The sequence below is a fragment of the Bradyrhizobium sp. KB893862 SZCCT0404 genome (assembly GCF_018130885.1).
Lineage (GTDB): Bacteria > Pseudomonadota > Alphaproteobacteria > Rhizobiales > Xanthobacteraceae > Bradyrhizobium > Bradyrhizobium stylosanthis.
Window position 1 is genome coordinate 141,615 of the sequence record NZ_JAFCLT010000008.1, and the last position, 13,670, is coordinate 155,284.

A 13,670-nucleotide genomic window follows, 5' to 3' on the forward strand; every position below is an offset into this window, starting at 1 on the left:
CCGCTGGTTCATGCTATGCTTGCTCCCATCGAGGCCCCGTCGAATCGTCGCATGATCCTTCAGCGAAAACTGCTTCTGCTGATCGCCGGTCTCGTCATGGCCGGTGCGCCTGCAATGGCCGCGGAGTTCTACACCGAGGATCTGCGCATTCCGATGACGGAGGCGGGGCCGCAGGGGCTGGAGGCGTTCCTGGTGCGTCCGGCGGGGACGAAGCGTTATCCGCTGGCGCTGCTCAGCCACGGCTCGCCGCGCAAGTTCGACGACCGCGCGGGAATGTCGGCCCACAAATATTACGGCCTTGCGCTCGAATATGCCCGGCGCGGCTTCGCCGCGCTGATCGTGATGCGGCGCGGCTACGGCACCTCGCCCGGCGGCCGCGTCGACAGCGTCGGCGGCTGCGCCAATGCGGCTTATCTGCCGGCAGCGGCGGTTGCGGTCGCTGATCTGCGTGCCGCGATCGACGCGATGGCAGGGCGAAGCGACGTCACGACATCAGGCATGATCGCGGCCGGCCATTCCGCCGGCGGGCTCGCCACCGTCGCGCTGACGGCGCAGGCGCCGCCGGGTCTCGTCGCCGCGATCAGCTTCGCCGGCGGCCGCGGCTCGCGCGACGACGACGACGTCTGCAACGAGGATGGACTGGTGCAGGCCTTCGCCACCTTCGGCAAGACCTCGCGCGTGCCGATGCTGTGGGTCTATGCAGCCAACGATTCCTTCTTCGGTCCCGATCTTGCGCGCCGGCTCTATGACGGGTTTCGCAAGGGCGGCGGTAACGCGAAGTTCATCGCCGCGCCGCCCTATGGCGACGACGGCCACTATCTCTATTCGGTCGTCGCGCGTCCGCAATGGACGCCCTATCTCGACGCTTTCCTGCGCGAGCGCGGGCTGAACCACGACATCTTGAGTCCGCCCGATCCGCTGCCGCCGCCGAGCCAGCTCAACGAGGCCGCGCGCGCCGAGTTCGCGCGCTATCTCGCCAGCATGATGCCGCACAAGGCGTTTGCGGTGTCTCCGAACGGCGGCTACGGCTGGCGTTCGGGGCATACGACCGCCGAAGACGCCCAGCGCGATTCCCTCAATGCCTGCATGAAATGGTCGGCGACCTGCACGCTCTATGCGGTCGACGACCGGCTGGCCGGACCTGCGCGGAAGCCCGCGGCGGACCAGAGCGCCCGCGCGCGATAAGACGCTTAGAGGCGCTCGCTGAGTGCGAGCTTGTAGCCGACGCCGGTGACGGTCGCGATCACGGGCGTGCCGCTGCCGACGAGCTTGCGCCGCAGCCGCGCCACCAGCGCATCGACGGTGCGGATGTCGACCTCGGCCTGGCGGTTGCTGACGACCTCGATCAGATAGTCGCGGCTCAGCGGCCGGCCGTCGGCGCCGACCAGCGCCGCCAGCAGGTCGAATTCGGCGCGCGTCAGCGCCACCGGCTTGCCATCGGCGCCGAGCAGCTCGCGCCGCGTCAGGTCGATGATCCAGTCGCCGAAGGCGATCGAATTGTGGTTGCGCGCCGCCTTGCGATCGATCGAGCGCCGGCGCAGCACGCTGCGTGCGCGCGCGAGCAGATCGCGCAGATTGATCGGCTTGGTGACGTAGTGGTCGCCGGCGATCTCGAGGCCGAGAATGCGGTCCACATCGGTGTCGCGGCGGGTCACGAAGATGATGCCCGCGTTGTTGGTCGCCTGGATTTCCTTGGCAAGCTCGAAGCCGTCGCCGTCGGGCAGCTGCACGTCGAGGAAGACGAGATCGGTGCGCGAGCGCAGCGCCTGGCGGCACTCTGCGCAGGAGCCGGCGCCGACGACGTCGAAGTTGTTCTCACTGAAATAGCCGACCAGCATGGTCCGCGTCACCGGATCGTCTTCGACAACGATCAGCCGCTCGCGGCCCGCCGGGCGCACGTCCTGACGTGAAGCATCAGCCACGATGTTGGATGTCCTGTGTGCGGGCGACCCGGTGTGAAAAGTCACGCTGTCGCGCAACGCATTGTCTTGTGAACGTACATTCACAGCTGGTTCGAGCCCCCGAAATTGCCTGCCGAATATTAGGCGTGTTGTGCAGCCCGAACAATATTGTTCACGGTATTGCCGCATTAAGTATGAATTGCCCCACATTTCTCATCCGGCGCATCATCATGCAGGCGCGCCTCGCAAAGCGCCGCGAGAGCGGTTTCATGCCGCCCACCCCGCACATCCGTCATTTTATGCAACCTCTGGTTATCAAAATTTTCGGATTCCTGGAAACGACGATATGCCGCGGGCTCGCCGGGCGTGATGACGAGCCACCTTCGGCAATGCGGGCGCGCGAACAACCATCGCGTCGACCTCGGCTCTTATGCGGTTGAAATGCTGACCTGTTCGACATCGTCAGGGCCACGACGATGTCGCCTGGCATGGACGCGACGCGCGAAAGCCAGCGCGCTACGCAAGTTCTACATCCGCTTGCCTCGCCGCCGCCTTCGACTTTACTCTGTGCACTCAAAACATCTGCGCGCTGGAGTGAGCGCCATGGAAGTCATATTGCTCGGCACCGGCGGTCCGCGCCCCGACCCACGCCGCATGGCGACGACCACGCTGATCAGGCTCGGTGATGAGAACATCCTGTTCGACGCAGGCCGCGGCGTCATGGTGCAGCTCACCAAGGCCGGCGTGCCGCTCGGCGCCATCAACACGGTCTTTCTCACCCATCACCATTTCGACCACATCGGCGACCTCTACGACGTGATGCTCAATTCCTGGATGCATGGACGCAAGGACGAGCTGCGCATCTACGGACCGCCGGACACCGAACGGCTGGTCAACACGCTGGTCACGCAGGTCTACGACAAGGACATTGCCTGGCGGGATCAGGGCGAGCCGACCTTCGGCGGATGGAAGCCGGTCGTCGCAACCGACATCATTCCCGGTCCCGTTCTCGACACCGGCCGCTGGAAGATCAGCGCCGAGCTCGTCTCGCATGGCGACGGGCTCGACATGTCGCCGGCGTTTCTGGCGCGCTGGATGTGTCTCGGCTATCGCTTCGAGGCGGAGGGGAAGGTCATCGCAATCTCCGGCGACACGGTCCCCTGCCCCGGCCTCGAGCGGCTGGCCGAAGGCGCCGATCTGCTCGTCCAGGTCTGCTTTCTCGCAACGCCCGAGATCAACAACGAGCATCTGCGCCGGCTGGCGAAATACACGATCGCCTGTGGCGACACCGTCGGCAAGGTCGCCGCCAAGGCCGGCGTGAAGAAGCTCGCGCTGACCCATCATCGTCCGCGCACCGACGATGCCATGCTGGAGGCGCTGCTCGCCGATGTCCGGCGGGATTATTCCGGTCCGGTCGTGCTCGGCGAGGATCTGACGCGGATCGAAGTCTAACTCAGGACGATGCGACCTCGATCCGGAACGACAACCGCTCTTCGGCACCGGGCGCGATATGCATCAGGCCGGGCTTGTCGCTGAACTCGCCGTCGAAGCCGGCCGGGCTGGCATGGCCACGCCAGGGCTCGATGCAGAGGAACGGCGCGCCCGACGGTTTCGACCAGACGCCGAGCTCGCGAAAACCCTGCCATGACATTTTCAGCGAGGGACCGGCGGCTGCGCCCTGCCCGGCCGCGTAGCGCACTGAATGGCTCTCGATCCGGTCGAAGATGATCGCATCATCGACGAACAGGGAGTCGGACAAGGCAAGTGCCGCGCCCTGGACCGGGCTAGGCTCAGGCGCTGCCCGCAGCAGGCCGCCGTCGAGACGGCGAACGGGAGAGGACTCCGCGTTCGCGAAGGTCAGCGCATAGCTCTCCTTCGCCGCGCCAGGCTGGAGCGGCCAATTGAAGGCGGGATGACCGCCGAGCGACGCCGGCAACGTCTCGCTGCCGGTGTTCGCGACCGTGAGCGAGAGATCGAGACCGGTCTCGTCGATCGTGTAGACGGCCGTCAGGCGGAACGCGAACGGATAGAGCGCCCGCGTCGTCTCGTTGTCTTCGAGCACGAGCACGCAGCGGCTTTCGCCGCGCTCCGCCCAGCGAAAGCGGCTGTCGCGCGCGAAGCCGTGCTGCGTCATGCGATACGTCTTGCCCCGGTGCCGCAATTCGTCGTTGGCGAGACGTCCGACGATCGGAAACAGCAGCGGTGCATGGCGCGGCCAGGCCGGCGCGGCCTGCCAGACGAATTCTATCCCGGCGTCGCTCCTCAGCGAGCACATTTCGGCGCCCTGCGCCTTGACGGTCGCAGAGAGGCCACCGCTGCGGATCGTGTGCGTGTCGTCGGTCATGGTCATCTCCATGGAAGCAGCGAGGCTGACGAAACCAAGCGCGGGTCGCCGCGCGCGGCCCGATCATATCTCATCAGAAACGATTTCGCCCGCCCCAGGATGAGGCGGGCGAAGCTCAACTGCAAACAGCTTGCTCAGGCCTGCGGCGACCGTCCGACGCTGTCGTAGGTGAAGCCGGCGGCAACCATCTCTTCCGGACGATAGATGTTGCGGAGATCAACGACGACGGGCTGTGCCATGACGCTCTTCAGCCGATCGAGATCGAGCGCGCGGAACTGTACCCATTCGGTGACGATGACGAGTGCATCGGCGCCTTGCGCACAGGAATAGGCATCCTCGCAATAGGTGATGTTCGGCAGCTCACCCTTGGCCTGCTCCATGCCCACGGGGTCGAACGCTTTCACCTTCGCGCCCATGTCGATGAGGCCCGTGACGAGCGGGATCGACGGCGCGTCGCGCATGTCGTCGGTGTCGGGCTTGAAGGTGAGGCCGAGCACGCCGATGGTCTTGCCGCGCAGGCCGCCGCCGAGCGCCTGGCTCACCTTGCGGGCCATCGCACGCTTGCGGTTCTCGTTGACCGCCAGCACGGATTCGACGATGCGAAGGGACACATCGTAATCCTGCGCGATCTTGATCAGCGCCTTGGTGTCCTTCGGGAAGCACGAGCCGCCGAAGCCGGGACCGGCATGCAGGAATTTGGTGCCGATGCGGTTGTCCAGGCCAATGCCGCGCGCGACCTCCTGCACGTTGGCGCCGACCTTTTCCGAGAGATCGGCGATCTCGTTGATGAAGGTGATCTTGGTGGCGAGGAACGCGTTCGCGGCGTATTTGATCATCTCGGCGGTGCGGCGCGCGGTGAACATCAGCGGCGCCTGGTTCAGCGACAGCGGACGATAGATGTCGCCCATCACCTTGCGGCCGCGCTCGTCGGAGGTGCCGACCACGACGCGATCCGGAAACTTGAAGTCGCGGATCGCCGCGCCCTCGCGCAGGAACTCCGGGTTGGAGGCGACGACGACGTCCGCCTTCGGGTTGGTCTCGCGGATGATGCGCTCGACCTCGTCGCCGGTGCCGACGGGCACGGTCGACTTCGTCACCACGACGGTGAAGCCGGACAGCGACTGCGCGATCTCCTTCGCGGCAGCATAGACGTAGGACAGGTCGGCGTGGCCGTCGCCGCGGCGCGAGGGCGTGCCGACCGCGATGAACACGGCATCAGCGTCGGCGACCGGCTTGGAGAGATCAGTGGTGAAGTCGAGCCGCTTGGCCTTCACATTGGTTGCGACCAGCTCGTCGAGGCCGGGCTCGTAGATCGGGATCTCGCCACGGTGAAGGGCTGCGATCTTCTTCTCGTCCTTGTCGACGCAGGTGACGTCGTGACCGAAATCCGCAAAGCAGGCTCCGGACACCAGTCCCACATAGCCCGTTCCGATCATCGCGATTCGCATGAAAAACTCTTTCCGTTGAAGACGGATGTTCCACTGAACACCCTAGACATTTCTCTATCAGGCCGCACGCACAACATTAGGGCACGCTGCTTCGCTGAACGAACAAACCTTAGCCGCATCGCGTGACAGGAATTCCGGACATCTTTTTGAATACGGGACATGCAATTGTGCATTCTACGTATGCGAGAGATGTGCCGGATATGCGCGCGTTCCAAGTCGAGGCGCGTCTTCACACGCGCCGACGTTCGCAAGTGATCAGACACGCAAGAACCACGACACGAACGGAGGTTCACGGACGGCGCACAGGCTGTCGCCGATTGCGGACTCAGAGGTCGTGATATTTGCGATACCACGCGACGAAACGGTCGAGCCCGTCCGCAATGGACGTCGACGGCGAGAAGCCCACATCGCGCTGGAGCGCGGAAATGTCGGCGCGCGTTTCCAGGACGTCGCCCGGCTGCATCGGCAGCAACTGGCGGATCGCGGGCTTGCCGATGATCTTCTCCAGCGTCTCGACGAACTCGAGCAGCTTGACCGACCTGTTGTTGCCGATGTTGTAGACGCGGTACGGCGCATAGCTCGACGAATTCTCGGGCCGCTCCGCGTTCCACGCGGGGTTCGGCGCCGCCGGCCGGTCGAGCGTGCGGATCACGCCTTCGACGATGTCGTCGACATAGGTGAAGTCGCGCCACATGTCGCCATTATTGAAGATCTTGATCGGCTCATTGGCGAAGATCGCGCGCGTGAACAGCCAGGCGGCCATGTCGGGCCGGCCCCACGGACCGTACACGGTGAAGAAACGCAGGCCCGTCACCGGCAGCTTGTGAACATGCGCGAAGGTGTGCGCCATCAGCTCGTTCGCCTTCTTGCTCGCGGCGTAGAGGCTGACCGGATGGTTCACCGAATGCTCGGTCGAATACGGCAAAGTGCGGTTGGCGCCGTAGACGGAGCTCGACGAGGCATAGACGAGATGCGCAAGGCCATGACGCCGTCCGGCCTCGAGCACGGTGACGAAGCCGTCGCAATTGGCGCGGATGCTGGTGATGGGATCGTCGATCGAGGCGCGCACACCGGGCTGCGCCGCCAGATGCACGACGCGATCGGGCGAGACCTCATCAAAGACACGCGTCACCGCGGCGAAATCGGCAAGATCGATTTCGTAGAACTTGAATCCTGGATGGTGCTCGAGCGTTGCGAGGCGCGCGTGTTTCAGCGCGGGATCGTAGTATGGCGTGAACGCATCGATACCGACGACTTGTTCTCCGCGCGCGAGCAGACGCTCACACACATGCATGCCGATAAAGCCGGCAGCGCCGGTCACAATCACAGGAGCCATGATCAACTCGTCGCTTCGTCCTTACCGCACTGCAATGCCAGACTGATACGTCCGAAGCAAGGCTCGGATTTCGGCAGTTTCGTGCACGGCACCATCGGGGCGCCGGCGCTTCATGCGCGACAGGAAACTTGCCACTAGCCGCGGACGGGATTGCCGGGTTCGGCGAAGCACGCATGCGTAATGCGCAGCCCGCGGCTCTCGGCAAAGCGACGGAAGATGAGCCTCACCTCGACCGGATCGGTGCACATGCCCTCGAGCAGCACCGCCTGGGTCGCTTGCGATGCGGCTTGATACATCAGAACCGCGGTCGGAAACAGACGAGCTCCGATAATGTCGTCGAAATCGGCGCGCGTCTGCCGCTTGAGGTCGTCAGGCAGGAAGCCGTAGGCACGTAGCGCCAGCGGCGCGCGGAAAAGCTGAACCCAGATCTCGTGCGGTCCGAAACGATAGGACTGGGTGAGATAGGAAATCGCGGTCGGGCCAAAGCCCCCGGCTCGAATCTCGACCCAGTACAAGGCCAGCCAGGCGATCGATTCCGAGGGCGAGCACGCGATCAGTTGCTTTGCCGAGCGCGTCACGTTTTGCAGGCTCGCATCGAGCGCGTCGATGCTGCCGGATTCCAGGTGATTGCTCAGGAGCCGCAGATTGATCAGGAGCAGGTTGCGGCGCTGCCTGGCGTCGCAAAATACGACCGAGGCGTCCTCGTAGCGGGACGCAATCCGTTGGAGCACCTCGTTGTCGTAGTTCTCGCCGCGGCTCAGACGCGCGGCGAGATCCTGCAGCGTGGGACGGAACGTATAGCTCGCGACCGACAGCAGCCAGACCAGCGCCATTGCGGCGACAACGACGTTGACGACAGCCGCAAATACCGCAGACGGGCGGCGCGTCCCCTGCTTCCGATCAGGCCTGCTCGACGTAATAGTCGGAATAGTGCCGCCCCTTGTACGACTCGATGCGCTTCAGCGTCTTCGGATTGGCGCGATTCAGCACGATACCGACGACCTTGCTCCGGAACACTTCGAGATCGAGGATGGCCTCGTTCACCGCCGCACGGCGGGTCTTGCCCCATTCGACCACATAGACGATGGCGTCGACCAGATGGCCGGCGGCCTTGGCGTCCGTCACCGGAAGCACGGGAGCGAGATCGACGAAGATATAGTCGTACTTCTTCTTCGCTACCTTGAGGAAATCCGACATCGACTGGGACGACAGCACATCGGCCGAATTGACCAGCCGCGCCCGCACGACCGACGGCAGGAAGTTGAGGTTGGACTGCCGATCGACCTGGATGTGGTGCTCGAACTGCGCGGGATCGGCGAGGGCCTCGACGAGACCGGACTTGGCGCCGGGGGCGAGCTTCCGCGTCAGGGACTGGGTGTGCAGATCGCCATCGATCAGCAGCGTGCGATGCCCGGCGAGGGCAGCCAGGTGCGCGAGATTCGCGGCAACGGTCGTCTTGCCCTCCTTCGGGAGCGAGGAGACGACGGCAATGACGTTCGTTTCCCTGGTCAGGCGCGACAGGTCGACGGCGGTCTTGATGTTGCGCAGCGTTTCGGCGAATCGCGAGAACGGATGTTCGAGCGCGTATCGCGTCAGCGCCGCGCCGCGCACGTCCGAGGACGAACCGTCCGCGGCGTCGGGGCGAAGCTCCGGCAGGGTGCCAAGGCACTGCAGCGCCGTCTCGGCCTCGACCTCCGACGGCGTGCGCAGCACTTCGGTCAGCATTTCCTTGCCGACGGCACCGCCGAGACCGAAGCACAGGCCTCCGATGAGGCCGCCCAGGAGCAGCAGGCCCGTCTTCGGCCAGCTCTTCTTGTCCGCCTTCTGGGCCGTGCTGATGATTCTGGCTTCGCTGATCGGGAAGCTCTGGTTCTGCGTCGCTTCCTGCAACTGCTGCAGGAAGTTGTTGTACAGCGTCCGGTAGGTGTCGGCGGCGCTCTCCAGATTGCGCAGCTTCACCTGGGCCTGGCTGGCGCTGCCGGATTGGCTCACGAGCTTGTTGAGATCCGCTTCCAGCGAACTCTCCCGGCTGCGCGCGATCTCGTAGTCGCTCTTGTAGGCGTCGGCGATGCGTTTGACCTCGTCCTTGATCGCCCGCCGCAGTTCCTGCATGCGGGACGCCAGGTTGACCGAGGCCTGGTGGTCCTTGCCGTACTTGTTCGACCAATCGGCATACTGGGCGGCGAGATCGAGATATTGCGCGCGCAGTCGCGTGATCACGGTGTTGCTGAGAGCGTCCGTCACGGTCGGCTGCGCAAGATCCTGGTCCGTGATCGCGTTGATTCGGTCGAGTCTGGCCTTAGCTTCCGCCGTGCCGGCGCGCGCCTGGATCAACTGGGTGTTGACGTCGGAGAGCTGCTGCTCGTTCATCAAGCCCTTGCTCGTGCCGACGATGTTGTTCTCGGCCTTGAAGGTCTGGACCGCCCGATCGGCCTCCATCGCCTGCTGCTGCAGCTCGGCGCTTCGCCGTTGCAGCCATTCGCTGGCCCGCTTGGTGGACTGGTACTTGGCTTCAAGGACGCTGGTCATGTACGCGTCCGCCAGGGCGTTGGCGATCTTCGCGGCCTTCTCGGGCACCGTCGAGCGGAACGACATGGTCAGCACGTAGGTGACGCCGACACGCTCCACCTTCAGATTCTTCTTCAGGCTGGCGACCACCATCCGCTTCACGAAATCCTTGGATTCCGGTTCGCCGAGACCGAGCAGATTGACGATCGTGCCGACGACGGAGGAGATCATGTCGGGCTGGGTGTATTCGGGATCGCTGGTGAGGTTCAGCGAATCAACGACCGAGCGCACCAAATCGTCGGACGTGAGAATTTCGACCTGGCTCTCGACGAAGCCGGGATCGATCAGCGTGCTGTTCGCCGCGTCAGTCGACTTGTTCAGAACGGCCTGACGGGTATCGACGAGGATGCTGACGGAACTCGTGTAATAAGGTGTGGCGGTCAGCGCATAGGCCACCACCACGGCCAGACAGACGCCCACGACAGAGGCGATCAACGGCCACTGCCGGCGCACGATGTCGAGCGTCCGCTCGAAGGTCAACACGGCCGTGTTGAGCGGCAACGACGAAGATTGTCCGGCGTCGAAGGTATTTCGCGGCTGATACATGCTGCTCTATCGCGGCAATTCGAGAGGAAGCGGGACGGGGGCGAACGGATTGCCGACATCCATGTTCCATTCTCCCTCAAATAAAGAGTTGGACTGGGGGGCCGGCTTGCTCTGTGACGAAATCTGAACAGGTGCGTCGCTCTCGATCGACGCATATCCGGCGCTCACCGACGAATCCTGCAACTTCCGGACGTAATCGATAATGCTCTGCACGACTTTGGGCTCGATCGGGCCACAATGCTGCGCGGCCCGAGCCATGCCGCGTCCAATTGCCGACCGGCTCGACTCCGGAGCCAGCGAAACCAATTTCCCGATCTGCGGGAGCAGATCGGGATCACTGGCCAGATATTCGGTGACCTTGCCTTCGATCTTGGTCTTGTCGTTCTTCGCGTATTTCAGGACATGGCCCGGATCAGCCGAGAAGAGGCGAAGCTCGACAGGCGGAGTCCTGAGCAGCAACGGCAAACAGTGTGCCGTCGCAGACGACACACTGGCCAGCGTCACGCACGCCACGGCTAGGATTGATCGTGCCAGGATCGGAGCACGCGAATGAAGGCCCAACAGGCGACTGCGGTCTCTACGAAGCACTGGGTCTCACCGTAGTTAAAGGATTAGCCGCGATTAGCGGATAAATACGGCAAGTCTTTGTGCATTGCAAAAGAAAACCGATCGGGACTTTTCGCGACGCTCCTTACTTGCTCACGACTTCGGCAAAATCGCGATGATCTTGCTTGGCGATCGAAACCCAGAAGCGAGGATCCTCGCCGGATTCCATCGACACCCACTGATAGCTCGATCCACGCCAATCGCGAACGACGGAGGTGAGATTGTCCAAAACATAGTCACCGTCCTGCAGCCGCGCGATCAACACGAGGTGTCCACCAGCGGGCGCATAGACCACTGCAAGACGCAACGCGCTCGCGGGCAAGCCCTTTTCGAGCAGCAGATGCCGCTTGGTGATCGCGTAGTCGTTGCAATCTCCCGACGACGGCGAGATGGTCCAGCGCGCCAGCAGCGGCTCGGTCGATTTCGTCGCAGGCGAGATCGCCTGGTTCACGCTCGCATTGACCTCTTCGAGCATCGCAAAGGCGACGTCGCGGGCCGGCAACTGCGCCTCAGGCGAGCTCCGCTCGCACTCGCGCGAATAGTTCATGCAGAATTTCACAAACTGCAACGGAGCCAGAACGTTCTGCGACTCCTTCAGAAAGACGCCCTTGCTCGTCGCTTGCTCGGCCGCAAGGCACGGCAACGAAGAACTCAGAACCAACAGGGCTACAACCAGACGCTTCATTACCGCCTCCCGCGATACACTTGATCGCTAGACGGTAGCCTCGAAACTTCTCAACCCAATTGCGCAATTTCGTAAAATTGCGCGTAATTGGCGCCCTCGCTCAGTTCGTCGGGCTGGTTTGAGCGAGCGGATTGATCGAGGTGACCGAGGCTGCCGAGAAGAACGTCGCCGTCGACGGAGCCGAAGCTCCGGCAAAAGTTGTGCTCGTTGAACTACTTACCGAGCCAGCGGCCGGCGCCGCCGTGGTGGCGCGCCCACCTCCCGCGATCGATTCGCCATTCGGGTCGGAGCCGGGAATCGCGGTCGTCGGAACATCGCCAGTGATGCTTACAAAAGACTGAATCAGGTCGTTGTTCTCGGTCTTCAGGACGGCTTCCTGGATGGCCATCGCGGTCGCCGGATGACTCAGCACGCAGGTCGATGCTGCCGTTCCGAGTCCTGCGCCAATCGCGCGGTTCTGCGCCGGGGAACTGGCGCTCGAGAGCGAGCCGATGCCTTCCACCGTCTCGGGACGCATCGTGGCGAAATCGCGAACCGCCGCGGAGAGTCGGCCTTCCTCGCCTTCAGCGATTCCTGCGAGCAGCCCGGCGGGATTGTCGAGAAACTGAGTTGCCTTTTCGGCGGTCACACCTGCGGCAGCAGGCGCGCAGGCTACGTCGACGGCTGTCGCCGCGTTGGATGTCGATGGTGCCAGCAGCAATGCAATCACCAACCCGGGTATCATGCGCATCTGGGAACCCCAATTCCTTCCAAGAAAAGACATGTGTCAGACATACAGGATTTTAGAAGATGCGATTGACTATATTTAACGGATGGTAAACTGCCTAGCGTCTTTGCGGACGTCGTGTCGTCGAGATCGATTGCGCCAGGCCGCAGCCTGAAATAGCCGCGAACACCACTGCAAAGCCAGCAATTTGTAGCGAGAAATCGATACACGAATGCAACACTCCGAGCAGAAACACCGAAGCGGCCATTGCAGGAATTTCCCGGTCACGAAGTCGCGAGAAAGCGCCCAACAGCATTCGCGCCCAAAAGAAAGCCGCGATGACGCATATTGTCGCTCCCAAGGGAAGTCCGACCGACACGATCATTTCCGCCGGCGTGCTGTGCACCTTGTCCCAGATGCCCTGACTGCCGAGACTTTCCGGACGGTAGGGCGGAAATGCAGTCTCGAAATTTCCGACGCCGATGCCGAACAATTCGTGCCCACGCAGCATCTCGAGTGCGGTCCGATAGACCTCCGCACGCTGACCGTCGGTTAGGCCGAACAGACCGACTCGTCCGATCACGCTGCCGCCGATCACCAGGAAACCCACGATTGTGGCGGCCGCGATCGCTCCCGTGGCCAGCCAGTAATGCCTGGATTGGAACCGAAGTTGCATGAGATGGAGATTGGCGAGGCAGGCAAGGCTCAACAGTGTGAGCAGAACTCCAGCCCGAGAGCCTGTCATGCCAGTGGCGACAAGACATGTCAGAAATCCGACAGCGAGAGTGGCCGGATGGTCTGTGAATGAGTAGTCATGGCGCGACGGCTTGGACATCAAGGCGTCCGATACAATCGGGGCCAGACGGCCCAGGAACAAAACCGAGCAACTGCCCCAAAAAACGGCAGCCGTGTTGCGGTTCACGAATGTTCCCGTCGCATAGGGGAGATAATATTCCTTGCTCCTCCAGAGCAGCATGGCCGGCGCCACCAGATGCGCGAGGATTCCGTAGAGCGCATAGGCAAATCCCGCGTATGCGATCGCCTTCAACACCTGCCTCGCCACCTGCTCGTCGGTGGCAAGCAGATAGGCCCGCAACAACGTGAGTCCGAACAGCAGGCTTGAGCCGAAGGCAATCCAGGGCACCGATGCCGTCGCGGAAATGCGATTCGGCTCAGTCATCCCCGCGACATCCCTGGCAATCCGCCAGGAAGGATCGGCGAGCGCCTCACTCGCCCCGGGAGAGATTTGAAGAACCGTGAGTGCACATAATAGCAGCAGGATCGCCCCAACCGGTCCGACAACCCAGAGGTCCGAGTTGCAAACGCGAGAAAGATTGGCGGTCAACAAGCTTGCGATCAGAAGCGCCGTCCAGATCCAGATCCAGACCAGATCGACCGACCCGAAGGGCAAAGGGGCCAATACGAAGACTACAATCGCGATGAACCGGGATATACGAAGCACGGAATTTCTATCGGCAAGCTGCGGAATCGGCGATCACTTCATTGAGCCAGACGTGTAGAATGACCAAA

12 protein-coding genes are annotated in these 13,670 nt (G+C 62.9%); 2 read left to right on the forward strand and 10 right to left on the reverse strand.

Annotated features, from left to right (window positions below; translation table 11 throughout):
- The first annotated feature begins 51 nt into the window (after nt 1-51).
- A complete protein-coding gene (locus JQ617_RS28265) occupies nt 52-1,185 on the forward strand; it encodes an alpha/beta hydrolase family protein (RefSeq protein ID WP_212029181.1) in 1,134 nt (377 codons plus the stop codon).
- A 5-nt stretch (nt 1,186-1,190) separates the two neighbouring features.
- On the opposite strand, the gene JQ617_RS28270 is transcribed toward JQ617_RS28265, so the two are convergent.
- Nucleotides 1,191-2,006, reverse strand: a complete 816-nt coding sequence (locus JQ617_RS28270; RefSeq protein ID WP_063692211.1) for a response regulator transcription factor — start codon at nt 2,004-2,006, stop codon at nt 1,191-1,193.
- 498 nt (nt 2,007-2,504) lie between these two features.
- Here JQ617_RS28270 and JQ617_RS28275 point away from each other — a divergent pair, with 498 nt between their 5' ends.
- Nucleotides 2,505-3,353 carry an MBL fold metallo-hydrolase gene (locus JQ617_RS28275; protein WP_212029182.1) on the forward strand — a complete coding sequence of 283 codons (849 nt, stop codon included), beginning with the start codon at nt 2,505-2,507 and terminating at the stop codon, nt 3,351-3,353.
- Between the two features lies 1 nt (nt 3,354).
- Here JQ617_RS28275 and JQ617_RS28280 read toward each other — a convergent pair whose 3' ends face one another.
- The 9 genes from JQ617_RS28280 to JQ617_RS40380 form a co-directional block, all read right to left on the reverse strand.
- On the reverse strand, nt 3,355-4,245 hold the full coding sequence (locus JQ617_RS28280) for an aldose 1-epimerase family protein (protein ID WP_212029183.1): 891 nt from the start codon (nt 4,243-4,245) through the stop codon (nt 3,355-3,357).
- Between the two features lie 134 nt (nt 4,246-4,379).
- Nucleotides 4,380-5,693, reverse strand: a complete 1,314-nt coding sequence (locus JQ617_RS28285; RefSeq protein ID WP_212029184.1) for a UDP-glucose dehydrogenase family protein — start codon at nt 5,691-5,693, stop codon at nt 4,380-4,382.
- A 325-nt stretch (nt 5,694-6,018) separates the two neighbouring features.
- Entirely contained in the window at nt 6,019-7,029 is a 1,011-nt protein-coding gene (locus JQ617_RS28290; protein WP_212029185.1) for an NAD-dependent epimerase, read from the reverse strand.
- Between the two features lie 134 nt (nt 7,030-7,163).
- Nucleotides 7,164-7,862 carry a hypothetical protein gene (locus JQ617_RS28295; protein ID WP_145667635.1) on the reverse strand — a complete coding sequence of 233 codons (699 nt, stop codon included), beginning with the start codon at nt 7,860-7,862 and terminating at the stop codon, nt 7,164-7,166.
- A 67-nt stretch (nt 7,863-7,929) separates the two neighbouring features.
- Nucleotides 7,930-10,143 (reverse strand): polysaccharide biosynthesis tyrosine autokinase, encoded by a 2,214-nt coding sequence (locus JQ617_RS28300; protein WP_212029186.1) that lies wholly within the window; start codon nt 10,141-10,143, stop codon nt 7,930-7,932.
- Nucleotides 10,144-10,149: 6 nt separating this feature from the next.
- Complete coding sequence (locus JQ617_RS28305) at nt 10,150-10,647, reverse strand: hypothetical protein (RefSeq protein ID WP_063692224.1); 498 nt, start codon at nt 10,645-10,647, stop codon at nt 10,150-10,152.
- A 187-nt stretch (nt 10,648-10,834) separates the two neighbouring features.
- Nucleotides 10,835-11,434, reverse strand: a complete 600-nt coding sequence (locus JQ617_RS28310; RefSeq protein ID WP_212029187.1) for a transglutaminase-like cysteine peptidase — start codon at nt 11,432-11,434, stop codon at nt 10,835-10,837.
- A gap of 100 nt (nt 11,435-11,534) precedes the next feature.
- A complete protein-coding gene (locus tag JQ617_RS28315; protein WP_212029188.1) occupies nt 11,535-12,164 on the reverse strand; it encodes a hypothetical protein in 630 nt (209 codons plus the stop codon).
- A gap of 94 nt (nt 12,165-12,258) precedes the next feature.
- The gene (locus JQ617_RS40380) at nt 12,259-13,602 is read right to left on the reverse strand and encodes an O-antigen ligase family protein (RefSeq protein WP_212029189.1); all 1,344 of its coding nucleotides are present in this window, start codon (nt 13,600-13,602) and stop codon (nt 12,259-12,261) included.
- Nucleotides 13,603-13,670 lie beyond the last annotated feature (68 nt).